General features: G+C 71.1%; 19 protein-coding genes. 8 read left to right on the forward strand and 11 right to left on the reverse strand.

Annotated elements, in window-relative coordinates; genetic code table 11:
• Position 1 precedes the first annotated feature (1 nt).
• From LR393_RS23180 to LR393_RS23200, 5 genes are all read right to left on the reverse strand, one after another.
• Positions 2 to 1,333, reverse strand: coding sequence for an ATP-grasp domain-containing protein (locus LR393_RS23180; protein ID WP_231486258.1), 1,332 nt, complete (start codon positions 1,331 to 1,333; stop codon positions 2 to 4).
• On the reverse strand, positions 1,314 to 2,081 hold the full coding sequence (locus LR393_RS23185; RefSeq protein ID WP_231486259.1) for a TauD/TfdA dioxygenase family protein: 768 nt from the start codon (positions 2,079 to 2,081) through the stop codon (positions 1,314 to 1,316). The genes LR393_RS23180 and LR393_RS23185 overlap by 20 nt, the downstream gene beginning before the upstream one ends.
• A gap of 9 nt (positions 2,082 to 2,090) precedes the next feature.
• Positions 2,091 to 2,921 (reverse strand): O-methyltransferase, encoded by an 831-nt coding sequence (locus tag LR393_RS23190; RefSeq protein WP_231486260.1) that lies wholly within the window; start codon positions 2,919 to 2,921, stop codon positions 2,091 to 2,093.
• Positions 2,918 to 4,123, reverse strand: coding sequence for a sedoheptulose 7-phosphate cyclase (locus LR393_RS23195; RefSeq protein ID WP_231486261.1), 1,206 nt, complete (start codon positions 4,121 to 4,123; stop codon positions 2,918 to 2,920). The genes LR393_RS23190 and LR393_RS23195 overlap by 4 nt, the downstream gene beginning before the upstream one ends.
• Positions 4,124 to 4,204: 81 nt before the next feature.
• Entirely contained in the window at positions 4,205 to 4,873 is a 669-nt protein-coding gene (locus LR393_RS23200) for an HAD family hydrolase (RefSeq protein WP_231486262.1), read from the reverse strand.
• Between the two features lie 218 nt (positions 4,874 to 5,091).
• On the opposite strand from LR393_RS23200, the gene LR393_RS23205 reads away from it, so the two are divergent.
• Together LR393_RS23205 and LR393_RS23210 are read left to right on the forward strand one after the other, a co-directional pair.
• Positions 5,092 to 5,625: a TetR/AcrR family transcriptional regulator gene (locus tag LR393_RS23205; RefSeq protein WP_231486263.1), complete on the forward strand. Its 534-nt coding sequence runs from the start codon at positions 5,092 to 5,094 to the stop codon at positions 5,623 to 5,625.
• Positions 5,626 to 5,757: 132 nt separating this feature from the next.
• Positions 5,758 to 7,341 carry a hypothetical protein gene (locus tag LR393_RS23210; protein WP_231486264.1) on the forward strand — a complete coding sequence of 528 codons (1,584 nt, stop codon included), beginning with the start codon at positions 5,758 to 5,760 and terminating at the stop codon, positions 7,339 to 7,341.
• Here the strand turns inward: LR393_RS23210 and LR393_RS36595 are convergent.
• Positions 7,310 to 7,690, reverse strand: coding sequence for a DUF2256 and DUF3253 domain-containing protein (locus LR393_RS36595; RefSeq protein ID WP_231486265.1), 381 nt, complete (start codon positions 7,688 to 7,690; stop codon positions 7,310 to 7,312). The genes LR393_RS23210 and LR393_RS36595 overlap by 32 nt on opposite strands.
• Positions 7,687 to 7,863: a hypothetical protein gene (locus tag LR393_RS23220; protein ID WP_231486332.1), complete on the reverse strand. Its 177-nt coding sequence runs from the start codon at positions 7,861 to 7,863 to the stop codon at positions 7,687 to 7,689. Before LR393_RS23220 ends, LR393_RS36595 begins: the two co-directional genes overlap by 4 nt.
• Here LR393_RS23220 and LR393_RS23225 point away from each other — a divergent pair.
• Positions 7,862 to 8,374, forward strand: a complete 513-nt coding sequence (locus tag LR393_RS23225) for a class I SAM-dependent methyltransferase (RefSeq protein WP_231486331.1) — start codon at positions 7,862 to 7,864, stop codon at positions 8,372 to 8,374. The two genes, LR393_RS23220 and LR393_RS23225, sit on opposite strands and share 2 nt — an antisense overlap.
• Before the next feature lie 4 nt (positions 8,375 to 8,378).
• Here LR393_RS23225 and LR393_RS23230 read toward each other — a convergent pair whose 3' ends face one another.
• The 4 genes from LR393_RS23230 to LR393_RS23245 all read right to left on the reverse strand — a co-directional run bounded on the left by LR393_RS23230 (position 8,379) and on the right by LR393_RS23245 (position 14,920).
• Entirely contained in the window at positions 8,379 to 10,595 is a 2,217-nt protein-coding gene (locus LR393_RS23230) for a putative bifunctional diguanylate cyclase/phosphodiesterase (RefSeq protein ID WP_231486266.1), read from the reverse strand.
• A 50-nt stretch (positions 10,596 to 10,645) separates the two neighbouring features.
• Entirely contained in the window at positions 10,646 to 12,214 is a 1,569-nt protein-coding gene (locus LR393_RS36600; protein ID WP_231486267.1) for a GGDEF domain-containing protein, read from the reverse strand.
• Positions 12,215 to 12,431: 217 nt separating this feature from the next.
• Positions 12,432 to 12,713, reverse strand: a complete 282-nt coding sequence (locus LR393_RS23240) for a hypothetical protein (protein ID WP_231486268.1) — start codon at positions 12,711 to 12,713, stop codon at positions 12,432 to 12,434.
• A gap of 32 nt (positions 12,714 to 12,745) precedes the next feature.
• The gene (locus LR393_RS23245; RefSeq protein ID WP_231486269.1) at positions 12,746 to 14,920 is read right to left on the reverse strand and encodes an EAL domain-containing protein; all 2,175 of its coding nucleotides are present in this window, start codon (positions 14,918 to 14,920) and stop codon (positions 12,746 to 12,748) included.
• Between the two features lie 192 nt (positions 14,921 to 15,112).
• Between LR393_RS23245 and LR393_RS23250 the strand changes: the two genes are divergently transcribed.
• The 5 genes from LR393_RS23250 (at position 15,113) to LR393_RS23270 (ending at position 20,601) form a co-directional block, all read left to right on the forward strand.
• Positions 15,113 to 16,207: a glycoside hydrolase family 26 protein gene (locus LR393_RS23250; RefSeq protein ID WP_231486270.1), complete on the forward strand. Its 1,095-nt coding sequence runs from the start codon at positions 15,113 to 15,115 to the stop codon at positions 16,205 to 16,207.
• A 251-nt stretch (positions 16,208 to 16,458) separates the two neighbouring features.
• Entirely contained in the window at positions 16,459 to 17,400 is a 942-nt protein-coding gene (locus tag LR393_RS23255) for a ferritin-like domain-containing protein (protein ID WP_231486271.1), read from the forward strand.
• 70 nt (positions 17,401 to 17,470) lie between these two features.
• On the forward strand, positions 17,471 to 18,736 hold the full coding sequence (locus LR393_RS23260) for an Nramp family divalent metal transporter (protein ID WP_231486272.1): 1,266 nt from the start codon (positions 17,471 to 17,473) through the stop codon (positions 18,734 to 18,736).
• A 41-nt stretch (positions 18,737 to 18,777) separates the two neighbouring features.
• A complete protein-coding gene (locus LR393_RS23265; RefSeq protein WP_231486273.1) occupies positions 18,778 to 19,593 on the forward strand; it encodes an alpha/beta fold hydrolase in 816 nt (271 codons plus the stop codon).
• A 75-nt stretch (positions 19,594 to 19,668) separates the two neighbouring features.
• The gene (locus LR393_RS23270; protein WP_231486274.1) at positions 19,669 to 20,601 is read left to right on the forward strand and encodes a TIGR03619 family F420-dependent LLM class oxidoreductase; all 933 of its coding nucleotides are present in this window, start codon (positions 19,669 to 19,671) and stop codon (positions 20,599 to 20,601) included.
• Positions 20,602 to 20,612: the final 11 nt, after the last annotated feature.

The raw sequence follows: 20,612 nt of genomic DNA on the forward strand, positions 1-20,612 counted from the left end.
GTCAGTCACCGGCCGGTTCGACGAGCTTGCCGATGTTGAAGTCGATGCGGATCCAGGGCTTGTTGCGCACCAGGTTCCGCAGCAGCAGGAAGGGGATCTGAAGGTGATGAACCAGGAGGAACGGCAGCGGGTCGTGCGGGTCGAAGATCGCGTCCTGGCCGTTGACGATCGTGGCCAGCCGGGTTCGTACGGTGTGGGGACGGCGCAGCAGGCGCCAGATCTCGTGGTACATCCAGTAGGTGGGGCGACTGCCGGGCCGGGGCCGGTCCACGACCGGGGCGTCCTCGTCGAGGTAGGCGGCGGCCAGGCCGGGGTGGTCGTGGAACATGGTGATGGCCGAGTGGGTGCGTGGATTGCACTCGATCGGGTACACCGCTGCGTCCCGGCCGATCATGAAGTCGAAGCTCACCTGGCCCGTCAGCTTCAGCTTGCCGACGAATTCCTCCACCCAGAGCCGGATCTCAGGAATGTCGGCCATGGCGTAGTTGACCTGGAAGGCCGAGGACTCGCAGCAGCAGAACACCGTGACCTCGCCGTCGCGCACGGTGCTGTGGGTGCAGTACTCCTGTCCGTCCACGAAAGCCTGCATGATCCACGGGTTGCCGTCCGAGATCGGCCGGGAGCGGGCGAAGCCGGCCGTCTCCTCGGGCGTGGGGCGCGGTAACGGGGTCAGGTCCAGCCGGTGCACGGGGTCGTAGGCAATGCTTTTGAGGACGTAGGGGCCCGGTCGGGCGGGGAAGTCGAAGTCGGTCACCTGGTCGGGGTGGGTGATGCGGTGCGAGTCCGGCGTGGACAGGCCCAGGGACGCCGCCAGGTCCATGAACGCGTGTTTGTCGTCCAGGAGCCGGATCAGGTCGGCGTCGCTGTGCAGAACCTCGCAGTGCGGGATCAGCAATGGCTTGGCCAGCGCGTCGTACAGGCTCGCGGCCGGGCTGCAGACCGGAACGTACACGTCCACCGCTTCCTGGAGCACGATGTCCAGCAGCGCCTGGGCATAGTGCGGATCGGCCGGTTCCGGAACGACGCGGAACTCATCGACGGCGCCCGAGAACCGGTGGCCGGTGAAGCGATACCTGGCCTGTTCGAGCAGGATCACCCGGTGACCGGCTGCGTGGAAGGACCGGGCCAGGTGCAGGGCCTTGGTCATCTTGCCGCCGCTGATCATGACGGTCCGCGGGCGCGCCGCTGTGACGGGCGCCGGCGCGGGGTGGAGCCGCGAGCGCAGCAGGGCCGCCCCGGTGACGGCCAGGTTCACCGGCAGGGCCGCGCTCAGCAGGGCGAGCGCGCCGACGGTCTTGAGTGCTCGCCGGGTTTCAGGCTGCGACCAGGCCACGATGCATCACCCGGTCTCCGCTGACGTCGTGGTGGTCGGCCCGGTGCAGGACCACGCCGTTGTCCCAGATCACCACGTCGCCGGGTGACCAGGTATGACGAAGGACGTTGCCGGCCAGGGTGGAGTGGGCGTAGAGCGCCGCGATCGTCTCCTGGGCCTCGGCCTCGTCCAGGCCGCTGATCGCCACGCATCGTTGCGGGGTCGAGAGGTACAGGGAGGTGCGGCCCGAGATCGGGTGCCTGCGGAAGACCGGATGCTCCGCCTCGGTCTGGGTGCCGGCCTGCCCGGCCGGTACTCCACTGACGACGTGACGAACTGTTCTGCCCCGCAGCCGGTTGCGGACCTCACCGGTCAGGGTCTCGTAGGCACGGTACTGGTTGGTGAACAGGGTCTGCCCACCTCGCCGGGGAATCGCGACGGCCCGCAGCGCCGTATAGGCCGGGGGTTTGCTCACATAGCTGGTGTCGACGTGGAAGACGCTGCGCGGTGGGGTGGTCCGGCCCACGTTGCTGATCACGTTCAGGTCGGGGAAGCGCTCGACCGGGGTCTCCCCCGGGGTGAACATCAGGGGGCCGAAGCGCTGCAGAAACGCCCGGAAGGCCTGGTCGTCGGCGTTCTGGCCGGGCAGGATCACCACGCCGTGCTCGGCCAGAAGGCGGCGCAGATGGGGAACCGAGGAATGGGTGACGTCGGACAGCGGCAGATCGGTGAGCGTGACACCGATGGGACGAAGGACGGCGGTGTGCACTGATCTCCTTCAGGACGATGGGGTCGGGTCGACCCGGCGGATCAGGGTCAGGCCGTCGCGTAGTGGCAGGATCACCTGCTCGACGCGGTCGTCGTCGGCGACGGCCCGGTTGAAGCCGGCGATCGCGGCACCGTTGGCCGACAGGTCCGTGCCGGTCCACGGTTCACCCTGCATCAGGGTGTTGTCGACGCAGATCAGGGCGTGCGGGGCCAGCAGGTTCCCCGCCAGCAGGAGGTCGAGGTAGGAGCGGTACCCGGCCTTGTCGGCGTCCAGGAAGACCAGGTCGAACACCTCGCCGGTGCGTTCCAGGTCCCGCAGGGTCTGCTCGGCCGGGCCCACCCGGACCTCGATCTTCGACCCGTCGTCGGACCGGGCGAAGCTCTCGGCGGCGAAGGCCGCGACCGCTGCGTTCAGTTCACAGGCCACCACCCGCCCGGCCGGGGGCAGCGCCTCGGCCATGGCCAGGGCCGAGTAGCCGGTGAACATCCCGATCTCCAGGACGTGCCGGGCCCGGGTCGCGTGCACCAGCAGTTTCAGCAGCTGGCCCTCGACCTGCCCGGAGAGCATCTCCTGTTCCAGGCCCCCGTCGCCGGTGCCGGGGGCCGACCAGTCGTGGGCCCGGGTGCGTTCCTCCAGGGAACGCAGGGCCGGGGAGGCCGGGCTGCTCCATCGGTTCAGATAGGGGTCCAGGCCCGCGGCCAGCCGGCAGGCCTCGTCCAGGCCCCGCCGCAGCGCCGGATCGACCTCGGGAAGGCTGTCGGCCTGCCGGGCGAGCGCCTGCAGCTGGTGCGCCAGGATTCCGGCCGGCGTGACCGGACGAGGCTGCCGGAGGCCGCTCATGCGGTGAACATGTCCTCGCCCTGGCCACCGCGGGGGTAGCGGCTGACCGTCCGGCGGTGTTCGGCCAGGCCTGCCTCCAGCTCGTCACCGGTGAGATCGTTGGCGAAGAAGCAGGTCCCGATCGGGCGGGGCATGGCCGCGCGCAGCTTCCCGTTGCGGGTCTGCAGGATGGCCTCGGTGGCGCGGCGCAGCAGCTGCGGCGTCAGTTCGGGGCTGTCCAGGGCCAGGCCCAGCCGGCTCATCAGCCAGAAGAGCCGGTCCCGTTCACTTTCCGAGATGTAGCCCCGCAGCACGGCCAGGGTGGCGGACAGCGCCATGTCGATATTGATGGCATGCCCGTGGAAGAACGGCCGGTCGGGGGCCAGCTCGAGCAGCGGGCTCCAGGTGTGCCCGTAGGCGATCACCCGGTCCAGATCCAGCTCGTGCAGATTGGGTACCTCCAGGCGCAGCATCGTCTCGATCGCGTCGTAGGTGACCCGGTGCGCCACCTCCCGCACCTGGTCGCTGCCCTCCAGATGGCCGAACCGGGTGCGCAGCAAGTCCTCCCCGTGCTTCTCGAGCAGGTCGAAGATGCGGGAGCCGGCCACGGTCGCGATCTTGATCAGTTCGGCCATGCCGTTGCGCACCTGGTCGGCCGGCAGCGTGCGCAGGAAGGAGAAGTCCAGGATCACCTGCTGGGACGCGTGATAGGCCCCCAGCCGGTTCTTGTAGCGGCCGTGGTTGACGCCGACCTTGATCGAGACGCTGGCGTCGATCAGGCCGATCAGGGTGGTGGGCACCCGGATGTAGCTGGTCGAGCGCCGGAACGAGGCGCAGGCGAACCCGGCGACATCGGTGGTGAGACCTCCCCCGACCACCAGCACCGGTTCCTGACGCAACAGACCGAAGCGCCCGAACGCGTCCACCATCCGTTCCAGGGTGCGCAGGCTCTTGTCGGTCTCGCGCACCACGACCGGCAAGGCGGTGAGGTCGATACCGTGGTGGTCGAAGTACGCCCGCATCTGCTCGCCGTAGAGCTCGTGCACCTTCTCGTCGACCACCATCAGGCAGCGACCCAGTCCCCGGTAGGAGTCGGCTATCTCGGGGTTGTGCGGCGCGAACGCCCCGTCCACGTAGAGCAGCGAGTAGTCGATCTTCTCGTAGGCCTCCACCCGGAACTGCCGGTCCGTGGCGGTCAGGGTCGGCGCGGGATAGCTCGTCACGTTCTGCTGGTCTCCTGTCTCCACCCTGCGGGTGGGCGAGAATCACTCTGCTGCGGGTCTTTCTGCCGATCGACCTCTCGCTCAGGCGGCCGGGATCAGGTTGCGGAGTTCTTCCAGGCGCAGCTCCTCACCCACCGGAAGAGCCGGGCCGAAGTCCTGCTGCCGGGTGTTCTCGTTGGGGAAGGCGGCGCACGCGATGCCGGCGGCCGCCGCGGACCTCGCCCCACCGGGGTTGTCCTCGATCGCGACGCATGCGGTGGCGTCCACCCCGAGCTTGTCCAGGGCCAGCCGATAGGCAGCCGGGTCGGGCTTGCCGGTCTCGACGTCGGAGGCGTCCACCACGACGTCGAAGTCCGCAGCGCTCACCCCCGGTGCCAGGGCCGTGAGCAGAGCCTGGACGTTGGCGCCGGAGGTCGTCGTCACGAAGCCGATCCGGTACCCGGATTCCTTGGCCTGGGCAATGGTTTCGACCACCCCCGGACGGGACACGACCGGCGAGGAGGCCAGGCTCCGCCGGAAGAGGTCCGACTTGGTGGCGTGGACCGCGGCGGCGTCCACGTTCTCGCCCCGGGACCGGGCGTACTCCCGGACGCGGTCGGCACCGCCGTTGCTACCCAGCAGGGAGCGGTACTCCTCCTGGGTCCACTGCCAGTCCAGGCCGTGCTCGGCGAATGCCTGGTTGAAGGCCAGTCGCTGGAGCTCGGAGGTGTCGGCGAGGGTACTGATGGAACCGAACAGAAGAGCGGGCATAGTCTGACTCAATTCTGTTGTCGTAAGCCATCGGAAAGTGATCCCGCGGGACGAGCGCCCATCGGACTTAGTGAACGATCCGTTCACTACTGACAGATCTGACCATTAACCCAGAGAGACTGCAACCCCCCATGCACCCCGTCGGCGATCCCCATCCCGGTTCCTCCGAACCACCAGCCCCAGTAGTCGATCCACGTATCAGCCGCACCCGCAACGACGTGCTGCGTGCCGCACTCGGCCTGCTCACCAGCGAAGGCTGGGAAGCCGTCACCCACGCCAACCTGGCCAGCGGCGCCGGTTACTCCAAGGCCACCATCTACAAGCACTGGCCCACCCGTACCGACCTGCTGCGCGAGGCCCTGCTGCAGCTCGACGGCATCCCCCATCACCCGCCCACCGGCGACCTGCGGGCCGACCTCGTGAACGAGATGAAGGCATTCCGCAACGGGATGCGCGACTGGGGGCTCGACCGGGCGATGGCCGTTCTGGCCGAGCAGGCCCGAACCTGGGACGAACTGGTGGCGGTCCGCGACATGCTGGTGTCCGGCGGCGATCGGGTGGTGCGGGAACTACTGTCCCCCCGGTTGTCCGGGACCGAGCTGGTGGTCGGCGTCCGGATGCTGTCCGGAACCATGTTCTACTCCGCGCTGATGTACGGCCAGCTCCCGGACGACGACATCATCACCACGACGGTCGACATGCTGCTGCGCGCCATCGCACGATCGCCGCGGCCCGAGGGGGCGCCCGCCTGAAGCTCGTCCTGCGGGGCGAGGGACCGAACTTCTCGGGAGTCTGGTTCAGCATGGTCCGGCCCTCGTTCGCCTCGGCACCTGGATGGGGTATCGCCATTTCAGGCCAGACGCTCAGGCGCCGACATCCCGGGCATGGGACATCCGGGAAGCACGGCGCCGGCCGCCTGGACCCGGCTGGTTCCCGGGCTGCTGGCCTTCGCCGTCGCGCTCGCCCTGACCGCCTGGGCCCTGCACCGGCCGGCGCTCTGGCTGGACGAGGCCGCCTCCGCCGTGGCCGCACGGCGCTCCTGGCCCGATCTCTGGCAGTTGTGGGGCGGCACCGACGCCCCTCTGATGCCCTACTACCTCGTCCTCAAATTCCTCAGCGCGACAGCCTCGTTCGTCGACCCCCGGCTGACCGCCCACCCCGAGGTGCTGCTGCGCTGGCCCTCCGCCCTGGCCGCCGCCGGGGCGGTCGGGGTCCTGGTCGCCTGGCTGCGAACCGTCCTCCCGGCCGTGCCCGCCCTGGGCTGCGGCGCCGTTCTGATGGCCTTCGGGGATTTCTCCCGGTACGGCCAGGAAGCCCGGCCGTACGCCCTGGTCCTGCTGCTCGCCGTCAGCGCGACAGCCCTCTGGTGGCGGCTCATGCGTACCGAATCCCTGCCCACCACAGTCGCTTACGCTCTCTGTGTCGCCGCGCTGACCAGCTTGCACCTGCTGTCGGCGATGCTGGTCCCGGCTCACCTGGCCGCCGCCCTGCTGGTGCGCGACCGGGCCCGGCGGCAGGGGAGCGACCCGCTGATGCTGATCCTGTTGCTGTCCTCCGCCGTGCTGGCGGCGCTCCTGCTGGCCGGCCCGGCCGTGGTCGCCGCCGTGACGTTCGGCGGGGGTGCCTCCCGCTACCACCCGCTGACCGGTGGCTCCGTCCTCACCATGGTCGCCGCGCTGGTCGGCGGGATCCGGCCGTTCGTCGCCGTCGCCACCCTGGCCGCCCTCGGGATCACCCGCTGGCGACACGAGCGCGACGCCGACCTCACCCGGATCGCCGTGTGCTGGTCCTTCGTCCCCTGGTTGTTCTACCTACCGGCCGTCATCGCCCGCCCCAACCTGCTGATCGGCCGCTACCTGCTCTTCACGACGCCGGGCTGGGCGATCCTGGCCGGGCTGGGGCTCCTGACCCTGGCCGGCACCGCGGTCGCCGCCCGGACGGTGGCGCTCGGTGCGGCCGTGGCGCTGCTGATCCTGCTCCAGTGGCCGGCGCTCGAAGCGGTGCGGGCCCCGGCCGGTCACGGCCGCGACGTGCGGCCGATGGCTACCCTGCTGCGACGTCCGGCCTACCGGGACCTGCCCCTGATCGTGCCCACCAGCACCGACATGCTCCAGCTGACCGCCTATGCGCCCGACGCCGCGGGCCGGGTCGGCAACCAGGTCCTGAGCTCCGTGAACGTCTGGCCCGACCGTCTCGGGCGGACGGCGGCCCTCAGGCGACTGGCCGGTGCCCGATCCGTCGTCCTGATCGTGCGGACCGGCGCCTGCGGCCCGATGCCGTTGCTCCTCGACCATTTCCGGGTGGATTCGGCGACCCCGGCCGGGTCCCTGACCGCGATGGTACTGACCCGCCCGCCGGACCTGGTTCCGCCGCGGGGCTTTCGCCATCCGACCCCGGGCCTGCCCCCGCGCCTGATCCTTCCCTGCCCGGACGAGGTCAGCCCGGCGGACGGGCCCACCGGATCCTGATCGGGCCCCGCGCCGTCGAGGGGTCGACCACCGTGCCGCCCTGGGTGATCACCACCTGTCCCGCCGCGGTGAGCCGGCGGGCGGCGGCGCGGGCGGGCTCCATCAGGTCGCGCCAGTCCGGCCCACCGACCGCCCGGGCCGCCTCCGAAGGGCAGATGGTGGCCCCGGCCCGGCGCTGCCCGAGCAGCTCCACGATGCTCTCCTCCAGGCGCAGGCCGGTGTCGTCGACCTGGTTCCGGCGGCAGCGCTGCGAGCAGTAGCGCACGGAGTCCCAGTCCTTCGCCCACTTCTTGCGCCAGGTGATCGTGCGCCCGCAGGTGGCGCACACCTTGGTATCGGGGTTCTTCACCCTGCCACTGTGCCGCCCCCGGCGCCGGATCGCAGCACCGGGGCGAGAACCTCGTCCACCATCTCGCTCAGGTCCTTCTCGGTCAGGTGCCCGGCGGACATCACCTGCTCGTGCATCAGCTGCGGCACCGGGCGGCACACGGCGTTCCTGGCCGCGCGCGGCCATCGCGTCATCGGTGTGGACAGCTCACCGGAGATGCTCGCCCGGGCCACCGAACGCTTCCCCCGAGCTCGTTTTCGCCAGGGCGACCTGCACCACCTGCCGCTGCCGGACAATACCGTGGACCTGGTGGTGTGCGCCCTGGCCCTGGCCCCTCTGCCGACCCTGACAACGGCCTTCGCGCAGTTCGCGCGGGTCCTGCGGCCCGGTAGGCACCTGGTCGTGACCGACGTCCACCACGAACGCGTGGCCCTCGGTTCGCTCGCCCACGTGCGGTACCCGCAGGGCGAGCCCGGACTCATCCCGTCCTACCGGTACCGGGCGAGTGACTACCTCGGCGCGGCCCTGCCCAGCGGTTTTCGGGTGGAACGGTGTGAAGAGCCGTGCCCATCCACCGCGAACAGCACCGGCACCGAATCGCTGGGGGCCTGGGACGCGTGGCCGTGGTCGCTCCGGTCCAGGGTGCCCGCCGCGGTCCTGACCGCCTCGCCCGCCGTGATGCTCTGCCACTTCCGGAAAGACTGACGCCTCACCCGGCCGGCACGATGCGGTCGGCCCCGGCGCTGTCCGCCGTCGTGAGCACGGACTTCGCGAAGTCGGCGACCGGCAGCGGGTGGGAGAAGAGATAGCCCTGCCCGTAGCGGATCCCGAGCGCCAGCAGCTGTTCCCGTTGTTCCTGGGTCTCGATGCCCTCGGCGAGAATCTCCAGGTCGAGGGTCACGGCCATCGCGTTCACCGCGGCGACCAGTTGCACCTGGCCACCGTCCAGGGAGGTCACCACCGACCGGTCGAGCTTGAGCATCCGGATCGGAAAGCGGTGCAGGTACTCCAGCGACGTGTATCCGGTGCCGTAGTCGTCCAGGTAGATCTGCACCCCGGCGGCGTCGAGCACCTGCAGGGTGCGCTCGGCCGGGGTGTCCGCGGACAGCTGATGGTGCTCGGTGATCTCCAGGTGCAGCAACGACGCCGGCAGCTCCAGGCTCGACAGGGCGGCCAGGACCTGGTCAGCCAGGCGGGGGTCGTCCAGGCTGTCGCGGGTGAGGTTGACGCTGATCGGCAGGACGCGCAGGCCCTGGTCCCGCCAGCGCGCCATCTGGGTGAGCACGTCGCGCAGCACGGCCGAGTCCAGTTCCGCGTCCAGGCGGTTGCTGCTGACCAGGCCCAGGAAGGCGTCGGGGGCGAGCAGTCCCATCTCCGGGTGCAGCCACCGCACCAGGGCCTCGGCCCCGACCACTTCACCCGAGCGCAGGTCGACCAGCGGCTGGTAGCAGATCTCCAGCCGGCCGACGTCCGGGTTCTCGTTGCCCAGCAGCTGCCGGATCTGGCTGGTCAGGGTGAAGCGCCGGGCCACCTCGATCCGCATGTCCGTCTGGAAGGCCAGGGCCTGCATGCCCCCGGCCGCCTTGGCCGCGTACATCGCCACGTCGGCGTGGGTGAGCAGATCGGCGAGCGTCGTGCCGGCCTGGGCGTCGGCGATCCCGACGCTGGCACCGGTGCGCAACACCAGGCCACCGACGACGAACGGGTCTTGCAGCGTGTGCAGGAAACGCTCGGCCACCGCGGCAGCCTGGTCGGTCCGGGTGAGGACGACGAACTCGTCGCCTCCCAGCCGGGCCGCCAGGCCCTCCGGGCCGGTGGCCAGCAGCAGGCGGTCACGCAGGCGCAGCAGCAGGGCGTCACCGATGTCGTGCCCGTGGGTGTCGTTGACCTGCTTGAACTCGTCGACGTCGATGAGCAGCAGGCTGAAACCGGCCGCGGTGGGCGCCTCGTCGAAGGCCCGGGCCAGGCCCCGCCGGTTGGCCAGGTCGGTCAGCGGATCGTGCTCGGCCAGATGCTCGCTGGAGCGCAGCGCGTCGCTGCCGCGCAACAGGCACAGGCCGGCGATGACCGCGCCCGCCGCCGGGACCGACCACGCCGGGAGGCTTCTCGCGCCGCCGACCTCGGCCACCCAGCCGACCGCCGGCGGAACCAGGACCAGGGGAAGCAGTCCCAGCAGCGCGGTGGACGGGCGCCGCCGCCGGGCGAACGTCTCGGCGCCGAACGCCCAGGTCATGGACGGGTGCAGGGCCGCGGTGCCGAACAGCAGCGGCATCAGCGCGCCGAGGGCCTGGCTCGCCTCGCCCGGCAGCGACATCCGACGGCCCTGCAAGGCCGAGGACAGGTCGTAGACGATGGCCACGAACGCCGCCGCGAGCAGCAGCAGCGAGCTGGGCCCCAGTCCCCGGCGGGCCACCGAGAACCGCACGAGCATCCCGAGCAGCACCACGTCCACACTCGCGACCAGCACGGTGGTCGGGTTCGACCCCTCGCCCGTGCCGGCCCGGATGATCTGGGCGGCGACCAGCACCAGCACCACCGCGATGATCGCCAGGTCCAGGCCGGCGGCGAGCGAGCGGACCGTCTGACGGGGCCCGGAGAGCACGGCGTGCAGCACCACCCCGGCCGCGACCGCCTGCCCGGCCCAGACACAGACGGCCACCGTCGTCGTGACCTGTCCCTGCCGGTGCACGACGAGGGCGCCGACCGTCCAGAACGTCAGCGTGACGGCCAGCCACGACCAGGACGGCGCGGTGGGCCGGTACCGCCACACGCCCAGGACAATCATCGCGATCCCGGCGACCCCGGCCACCACGGTCCCGGCCGAGCGCAAATTCTCCTCGACCGTCATGAGCACGGCCACGAGCACGGCGGCGGCCAGCAGAAGCCAGGCCACCCGGGCGCCGGGTACTGCACGGCTGGAGGTCACCCTCCGGCTTCGGATCCCGACGCCGTCCTCTTGAGGTTCCGGGTGTGAGGTCAGGACTCCCCCACCCGCGTGATCGAGGAGATGGAGGAGGTGTGATCCTCCGGCACGCTCTCCAGGACGGGTGACGACCGCACGAGCCGGTTGCGGCCCGCGTGCTTGGCCTCGTACAGCGCCTCGTCCACCCGGTGCAGCAGGGCCTCGGCGTCCTCCTGCCCGTCCCAGCGGGCCGCACCGATCGAGCAGGTCTGCCCGGACGGCACGATCCCCCGCAGCGCGTCGATCGCCAGCAGGCCGTCCGCCTCGTCGTCGCACCGCACCAGGATCGCGAACTCCTCACCGCCCCAGCGGGCGATGTACCCGTCGGTGCCGAGCGCCCGCCTCCACGTCTGGGCGGCCTCGCGCAGCAGGTCGTCCCCGGCCTGGTGACCGTGCTCGTCGTTGTACTTCTTGAAATGGTCCAGGTCGAGCAGCCCGGTCAGGAGCACCGGCCCGGTCCGGGTCGCGGCGGCCAGTCCCCGGGCCAGCTCGAAGTCCCACGATCGCCGGTTGGCGACGCCGGTGAGCGGGTCGGTGCGCGCCACCTCCGACAGGCGCACCGCCTGCCGTTTCAGCACCCGCAGCAGGTCCCAGATCCGGAACGTGACCATCACCAGCAGGAGCAGCGAGCCCGCGCTGAGATAGCCCTCGTAGGAATCGGCCCGGTTCCGGGAGGTCAGCAGCAGGACGAGCGACGGCAGGCCGGCGGTGGCGGTGAGCACCACGAGCCGGGCCACCGTCAGGCCGCCGCCCGCGTCCGCCTCGGCGGCGGACACCGGGCCCGGCGCCGTCACCTTCCTGGCCTCCTGGCCGGCGCAGTCGGCGGCCACCCCGATGCCGACGAACAGCAGGGCCCACAGCACGAACATCCATCCGGGGAAGTCGTGGCCGCCCCGTAGCACGATGACGTTCTGCAGGATGTCGGCGACCAGCGTGGTCACGATGCCCGCCGTCAGCCACCACCGCGCCGGGTCCCGCGTCGCCCGGACCACGAGCATCTGCGCGACCAGGAACAGCAGCAGCACGTCGAGCAGCGGGTACACGCTGCCGAACAACCGGGCCGTCACCGTCATCCCGGTGTTGCGCACCGTCGGGAGCACGATGAAGGCCACCGTGAGCACGCCGGCGCTCACGGTGACGATGGACGCGTCCAGCAGAGGTCCGAAGGCCAGCCGGCCCGAGCGCTGGCGGTTCAGCATCAGCACGCCCACGACGAGCGGCACGTAGGCCACCACGAAGACCGCGTCGCCGGGTGAGGGGAACATCTGCGGATCGTGGATCCGGTAGTAGACGAAGAGCGCCCAGGCCGCCAGCCACGTCAGGCAGCCGAGATGGATGATCCGGAAGGCATCGCGGCGGCCCGGCGGCAGCTGCCTCACCGCCAGGGTGATGAAGACCGTCGACACGGCCATCGACACCGTGCTGGACATTCCGCGCGTCACGTTCGCGGGCATCGGCAGCGCCTGGGCCAGGGCCCCGAGCAGCGCGATCACCCCGGTCACCCGCACGGGCCAGGACGCGTCGCGCAGCGGGACGGCCGACCACGCCGACCGTCCCCACCGCCCCGGTTCTCCCCACGTCACGGGTCGGTTGTCGGACGCTTCGTGCCTGCAGCACACCGGGTGGGCCCCCCAAGGCCCCACTTGGCCCAGCGACACGACGGGCCCGTGCCGACCGACGGCCTCACGCTCCCGGCCACCGCCGCCCGGGCCGCCCGCGAGCCCCACACCTGCGCCCACCGGATCGGGACCGGCGGCCTGGCCGGCCGACTGCACGAAAACCCCTGCGAAAAGCTCTGGCTCAGCGCCGGCCGGGGTGCTCCGGGCCCTCGTCGCCGGGCACTGCCTGCTCGGCGTCGGCCGGGTCGATCAGCACCCCGTCCAGCGGATTGCCCGCTCCCACACCGGAGGTCGGGTCACCGTCCTGCGGGTCGGGCTGTCCCGGGACGGAACCGGCCGCGCGGGCCCCGGAGAAGACAGCGCCCCCGGTGCCGGCGCGCGAACCGGTCTGGCTGGCGTCCGTCTCGGCCTGCTGCGACTCGGCGTTGTTGCGGGGGTCGATCTCGTGTGGTTCCTGGGTCACGGTGTGGCTCCCTCTGGTCGACGGGCAGCCACCTAACCACGGGCGTCCGTGACCCGCGCCTCGAGCGGTTCCGGCCGGCTGAGGTGAAAACCCTGGCCGTAGGCGATGTCGAGGTCACGCAGGCAGCGGAACTCGTCCGGGGTCTCGATGCCCTCGGCGACCAGCGCCGCCCGGGTCTTCGCGCCGAACGCGACCAGGGAGGCGGCCAGCGCCTGCTTGGCCGGATCGCTGTCGATACCGCGCACCAGGCTGACGTCGAGCTTGATGATGTCCGGCATGATCGCCAGGATGTGGCGCATGCTGGCGAAGCCGGCCCCGGCGTCGTCGACCGCGATCCGCAGCCCGCGGGCGCGCAGGGGCCGCAGGCTGGCGTTGACCGTGTCGTAGTCGTCGATGACCTCGTGCTCGGTCAGTTCCATCACGATCCGGTCCAGGGGCAGCGCGCCGATCACCCGGGCGAACTCGGGCGTCAGCACGGTCGCGGGCGAGATGTTCAGCGACAGGTAGCCGTCGAGGTGGGGCAGCCCGGTGACGGCGGAGCGCACGCAGGCCAGCTCCAGTTGTGGCCCGGCGCCGTACTCCGCGGCCTGCGAGAACCACTCCACCGGTGAAGGACTACCTCCGGGGAACCGGCTCAGCGCCTCCTGCCCGACGACGCTGAGGTCGGTGAGGCTGTGGATCGGCTGGTACACCGCGGTGGGGCCGCCCCGCCCGATCACGTCGTCGACCGCCCGCAGGAAGGAGTAGCGTCGCTCGTCGCGGTCGTCCTCCACCTCGACCAGCCGCATGACGACGTCGCTGACGTTCCGCAGCACCTGGGCGTCGCGGTCGCCGAGTCCGGGTGAGGTGTGGGTGGAGAAGGCGCACAGGGTGCCGTACAGCCGGCCGTCGAGGTGGTGCAGCGGCACCCCGACGTGCGAGCCGATGCCCAGTGCCCCGGTCACCGCCAGGTCCTTCACGCTCGCGTGGGCGGTCACGTCGGGAATGACCTGCGGGAGGTCACCGTCGGCGATCATCCGGCAGTAGGTGCCCACCGACGGCTCGATCGTCCCGGCGGCGAAGGGCAGGTCGATCGAGCTGACCACGTTGCGGAACTGACGCTGTTCTCCCTGAAACCGGTTGACGAAGGCCACCTCCATACCCAGCTGGGCCTTGACCAGTTCCAGCACCGCGTCGATGTTCTGCACCGCGTGGGCGGCCGGCAGCACGGCCGGTTTGGGCCGGGCGGACTGTGAGGGCCGGCTCACCCGGCGCGAGCCGTTGCTCTTCTTGTCCTCGTACATGCGCGCGTCGGCCTGGCGCCAGGCCTCCATCAGCCCGTCGACGGCCGTGCGCTGGGCCACCCCGGCCGAGGCGGACACCCCGACCGTGGCCAGCCGGGCCAGGATGCCCTCGACCAGGCCCCGGCCCTGTTCCTGCGTGGTGTGCGGCAGCAGGAGCCCGAACTCGTCGCCGCCCAGCCGGGCCACGACGTCGCTGCCCCGCAGCCGGCCGGTGAGTTCCTCGGCCATCCGGACGATCAGCTCGTCTCCGGCCTCGTGCCCCTGTTCGTCGTTGACCTGTTTGAGACCGTTGAGATCGAGGACGACGATGGTCGCGGGGGTGCCGAAGGCGGCGGCCCGGGCCTCCTCGCGCACCATGGCCACGTCCCAGGCCCGCCGGTTGCCGACACCGGTCAGCACGTCCTGGTGGGCGGCCTGCTCGATGCGCTCGGTCTGGCGCACCTGCTCGGCGAAGCGCAGCTCGTGGGCCAGCATGATGCCCAGGATCTGGGCCTGCCGGTGAATGACGCCCATCGACGCGGCCAGTCCCGGGCGGGGTGTGTCGGACAGGCCGCAGATGGTCGCGAGCACCTCGCCGTCGGGTGCGGTGACCGGGACCACCGCGCAGGCACCGATGCTGAGCCGGTTGCGCTCGGCGATCTCCTGAAGCACCGGTACCAGGGCGACGTCCTCGGCGCACGAGGGTGCGTGGCCCTCCGTGACCAGGGCGCAGAAACTGTCCCGCCAGGGCCGGACGTCACCCGTGCCCACACCCGTCGAGGTCTCCAGCGCGGACAGCACGACCTGGGTGTCCCCGTCCCGCCGGGAGATGGACCAGTGCTCCAGGCCGACCCGGTCGCGCAGGTCCTGGAGGATCAGGGTGGCCGCGGTCCGGAACCCGATGATGTCCGCCGACGGCGGGTGCACGCCCCCTCTGCCAGCCACGCGTCACGCCTTCCCGTCGGTTCCCGCGCGCCTGGCCGGTTCTGGACAGGGCACCACGGCTGTCGAGCGGTCATCGACAGCCCCCGCCCGGGTCTGCACCCACCCCGCCCGCCTGTCACCCTTCCGGGTACATCGGTCGCCTCCGGGCGCCAGCCGGCCCCCGGGCCGGCCGAAACAGATCCCATGAGACGCGTGCATCCGGTCACCGCCGTAGTAGCAGGCCTGTCCGTCGCAGCAGCACTGCTGGCCGGGAACGCCTTCGCCGACACGATCGAGGCCAGGGCCGGCGGCATCGCCCGTCCCAGCCAGCGGCAGGCCCTGGACGCCAACGAGACGGTGCGCAACTACATCCTGGCGCACCCGGACCACCCGCTGCCCACCGTGCAACCCACGGCAACGACCACGCCACCCCGCCGGTACGCCTCCGGAATGCCCTGGAGCGACGGCGGATTCTTCGAGCACTCCGCTTCCGGGGCAGCCACTTTCGCACAGTGGCGGGGCGCCCCGCTGGACAACGTCGAGGCCTACACCGACCGTTCCACCTGGACCGCGCAGCTCAACCCCTGGTGGGCCGGCTCCGTACCGGCCGGCTTCCAGGCCGGCCGCGACGACTTCGTCCTCTCGGTACCGCTGTGGACCGACGACGGTGATGCCGGCAGCGACGAGAACTGGAAGGACCTGGGCCAGAAGGTCGCGGCCGTCGACCCGGACGCCCTCGTGCGCCTGGGCTGGGAGATGAACTGCTGCTTCTCCCGGGCGAGTGACGCGCAGGCCTGGAAGAAGCAGTTCTCCCGCGCGGTCACCCTGCTGCGCACCGCCGCGCCGGGCCTGCAGATCGTGTTCAACCCGAACGAGGGCGCCGCCCAGGGCGGCACCGTCAGCGCGATCGAGAACCTCTACGTGCCGGGCAAGGTCGACATCATCGCGATCGACGCGTACGACTGGTACGAGCCGTTCACCAGCGAGGCGAACATCAGCACCCACTTCACCAAGCCGTACGGGTGGGACTACTGGTACGAGTTCGCCCGGGAGCGCAACCTGCCCTTCGGCCTGGGTGAGTTCAGTGTCTACTCCGGGTCGGCGGCCTCCGGCGGCGACAACCCGATGTTCTTCGAGGCCGCCTACGGCTGGCTGGCCGAGCGCGAGAAGGCCGATCCCGGCTCGATCCGGTTCGTCGCCCTGTTCAACGACAGCGCGACCTACTGCGGCTGCGCCCTGTCCGACTCCAGGAACCCAAAAGCGGCTGCCGCGTACCGGAAAATGATCGACAAGCTCAGGACGAAGTGATCGGCCCGGCGGCCGGCCCGCGCCGGCCGCCGCAAGAACCCTGACGGAGGGGTCCCCGACAAGGACCACAGCGCGCCTCCGTCGAAAGCCCGAGGCCCCCGGCACCCCGCGTGACATAGTCTCGCTGGCGGACAGTGCTCACGAAAGCATCAGCGATACAGAGGTTTTCTCCGGCCAGGCGTCCAGGCAAGCAGGCGCAGACCGGACTTTCCTCTCGATCCTGTCCATTCACCAGCCGATGGGGGCAGTACATGTTCGGTAAGAAACTGGTCGTCGACATGATCGACCGTAGCTCGCAGAACCAGACCGACCGGCGACGGTTCCTGCGGGCAGCCGGTGCGGCGGGCATGGGTGCCGTCGGCGCCGGGGTCGTGGGCACCAGCGTGATGGGCGCCCTGTCAGCCAGCGCCGACAGCGTGGGCACGGCGGCCGCCCCCAGTGACGGCGCCGTGCTCAACTTCGCGCTCAACCTCGAGTACCTGGAGGCGGAGTTCTACTCCTACGCCGTGCACGGCCACGGCCTGGCCGACAAGCTGACGTCGGGCCTGCAGACCCGCGGCGGCGTGGTCGGTGGCAAGAAGGTCCCGTTCAAGACCAAGCGCATCGCGCAGTACGCCGCGGAGATCGCCGGTGACGAGCTGGCGCACGTGAAGTTCCTGCGCTCGGCCCTGGGCAAGTCCGCCGTGTCGCGGCCGAAGATCGACATCAAGAACAGCTTCACCGCCGCTGCCCGGGCCGCCGGCCTGATCAGCTCGTCGCAGACGTTCGACCCGTTCGCCAACGAGGACAACTTCCTGCTGGGCGCCTTCCTGTTCGAGGACGTCGGCGTCACCGCCTACAAGGGCGCCGCGCCACTGATCGACAACAAGGCGTACCTGGAGGCCGCCGCCGGCATCCTGGCCGTGGAGGCTTACCACGCCGCGACGATCCGCACCTCGCTCTACGAGAAGGGTCTCTACCAGGCCGCGGGCAAGATCTCGATGGCCCGCGACGCCCTCGACGGCGGCAAGGACGGCGACCAGGGCATCCGCTGGAAGGGCATGGCGAACATCGTTCCCGCCGCCCCCTCGGGCATCGCCTACAGCCGTTCGCCCGGCAAGGTTCTCAACGTCGTCTACCTCAACACCAAGTCGGTGAAGAAGGGCGGCTTCTTCCCCAACGGCGTGCACGGAGCCGTGAACACCAGCGCCTGACCGCGATCCATCGGGGTGCGTCCTGCTGGTGCGGGACGCACCCCGCCACGAACACAGGAGCTGCCCCGGCGTGCACGAACGTCAGATCACCACCGCTGTAACGGAATTGAGGACGAAGGACTCGCCCCCGCGGTCACGTCGCCCGATCCCGGTGGTCGCCGCGCTGGGCCCGGCCTTCGTGGCCGCGATCGCCTACGTCGATCCCGGCAACTTCGCCACCAACTTCCAGGCCGGTGCCAGCACCGGGTACCAGCTGGTCTGGGTGCTCGTGCTGGCCAACCTCGTGGCCATGCCGATCCAGTTCCTCTCGGCGAAACTCGGTGTGGTGACCGGCAAGAGCCTGCCGCACCTGTGCCGCGAGCGCCTGCCCCGCCCGGTCGCGTTCGCGATGTGGGCCCAGGCCGAGGTGGTGGCCATGGCCACCGACCTGGCCGAGTTCATCGGCGCCGCCGTCGGCCTGAAACTTCTCTTCCGCATGCCGTTCCCGGTGGCCGCCCTGGTGACCGCGATCGTCGCCCTGGCCGTGCTGTCGTTGCAGCGCCGCGGGCATCGTCCCTTCGAGATCGCGGTGACCGCCTCGATCCTGCTGATCGGCGCCGGGTTCGCCTACCTGACCTTCCGGGTGCCGCCCTCGGGCGCCGGTCTGGTGTCGGGGCTGCGGCCGAGCCTGCGCGGCGACGACACGCTGCTGCTGGCCGTCGGCATCATCGGCGCCACCGTCATGCCGCACGCGATCTACCTGCACTCGGGTCTGACCAGCGGCCGCATCGACGTGCGCAGCGTCGGTGAGCGGGTGCGGCTGCTGCGGGTGGGGCGGGCCGACATCGTCGTCGCCATGGGACTGGCCGGCCTGGTCAACCTCAGCATGCTGGCCGTCGCCGCGCAGATCTTCCGGCCCTCCTCCACCACCCTCACGCTCGAGAGCGTCCACTCCGGTCTGGCGCAGGCCGTCGGGGGCGGCGCCGCCCTGGCCTTCGCGGTGGCGCTGCTGGCCTCCGGCATCTCCTCCGCCAGTGTCGGCACGGCCGCCGGGCAGATCATCATGGACGGGTTCCTGGCCCGTACCTCCCGGCTGTGGCTGCGGCGCACGGTCACGATGCTCCCGGCGATCGCAGTTCTGTGCTCGGGCACCGACCCGACCCAGGTGCTGATCCTCAGCCAGGTCGTCCTCAGTTTCGGCATCCCGCCCGCCCTCATCGCCCTGACCGTGCTGACCGGACGCCGGTCGGTGATGGGCGAGCACGCGAACACACGCCGCACGACCGCCCTGATGATCGTGATCACCGGTGTCCTGAGCACGCTGAACGCCGTGGTCGTCATCCTGCAGTTCCTCTGAGAACGGTTGCCCGCACGTACGGCCGGGGCGAGGATGGGTGGGTGCGAACCACCGTCGTGGCGGACGACGCCCACCGCATCGGCTGCGAGATCCACGGGTCCGGCGACGCGCCGGTGACCGTCGTCTTCCTGCCCGCCCTGGGCGTTCCGCTGGGGTACTACGCGCCCCTGTTCGAGGCCTGGGTGCGCCGGGGCCGGCAGGTCGTCGGGGTGGAGAACCGGGGCCAGCCGCTGAGCCCCGCCACCGGCCGGTTCGGGTACAGCGACATGATCCGCCGCGATCTGCCCGCGGTCTTCGGCCTGAGCCCGGTGCAGGAGGCGTCGCGGGTCGTGCTGGCCGGGCACAGCATGGGTGGGGCCCTGGCTCTCCTGGGCACCGCCGCCCAGGTCGTGGAGCCCCGCGCGGTGGTCACGATCGCGACCGGAACCAGCTGGTGCGCGGCCGAGTTCGGGCCCTGGCGAAGGGCGCGACGGCATGCCGGCACCAGCGTGGTGCGGGCCGTCACCCGCGGGCTCGGCTACTGGCCCGGGCACCGGCTGGGCTTCGCCGGGCGACAGCCGGCCACCGTCATGCGCGACTGGGCCCACGAGGCGCACCACGGCACGTTCCGCCTGCACGGCGACCGGTACGACTACGAGGCGGCGCTGGCCCGGATGAGCACGCCCCGGCTGATGCTGGGCATCGACGGCGACCCGCTGATCAACCCGCGGGCGGTGGCGCTGCTGGCCCGGCGGGCCGGTGGCGCCGAGCGACGGCAGATCCGGGTGGACCACCCGGGCGACGACCACTTCCGCTGGGTGCGGCACACCCCCGGCCCGGTGATCGCCGGCATCGACGCCTGGCTCGACCGGATGTGACGCCACCCGGCGCCCGATCGGGGTAAAGTTGCATTTCGGACATGCCCTGTCGCACCAGTGTCGGGAGCCGCCTCGGTGATCAAGCTCGGTGTCAGCCTTCCCCAGTTCGACCGGTACGACTTGACCACCGATATTGCCTCCGCAGCAAGAGGTTTCGAGGATATCGGGTACGACAGCGTCTGGGCCTTCGAGCGCCTGCTGGTGCCCGGCGACCAGAGCGGGCCGCACGGTCTGTACGGCGCCCCCGGCCTGCCCTGGCCGGCGGCGTACCGCAACATCCCCGAGGCCCTCACGGTGCTCACCGTCGCCGGGGCGGTGACCAGCCGCGTCGAGCTGGGCACGAACGTGCTCATCGCGCCGCTGCACCTGCCCACCCGCCTGGCCAAGACCATCGCGAGCCTCGACCACATCAGTGGTGGCCGGGTGATCGCGGGCGTGGGCACCGGCTGGTCGATCGACGAGTACTCCGCCGCCGCGCCGCGGCCGATCGAGGAACGGGGTGACGCGCTGGAGGAGTTCCTGGACGTCGCCCAGGCGATCTGGGGTCCCGATCCGGTCGAGTTCCACAACGAGCGTTACGACATCGCCCCGGCCAATCTCGGCCCCAAACCGGCCCGGAAGATCCCGGTGGTGCTGGCCGGCACCACCGGTAAGGCGCTGGACCGGATCTCCCGGCGCGGCGACGGCTGGATCCCGGTGGCCGGCCCGGCCGCCGAGACCGGCGCCGGCCTGGCCCGCATCCGCGAGAGGGCAGCCGAGTACGGGCGCGACCCGCAGTCGGTGGGCTGTGTCGCCCAGCTGATCGTGAGCAGCTTCGAGCGGGTGACCACGGCGGAGCGGGCGCCCTACACCGGCGATTTCGAGCAGATCGCCGAAGACGTGGCGGCCCTGGCCGAGGTCGGCGTGGAGCACGTGTACGTCACCGCCCCGGGCGCCTCGCGCAACCTGGAGCACCTGCTGGAGAACGCGGCGGGCTTCCACGCGGCGGTACGGGCGGCGGGGGTGTAGATCCCCGCCGG

Source organism: Kineosporia mesophila (genome assembly GCF_021129235.1).
GTDB classification, from domain to species: domain Bacteria; phylum Actinomycetota; class Actinomycetes; order Actinomycetales; family Kineosporiaceae; genus Kineosporia; species Kineosporia mesophila.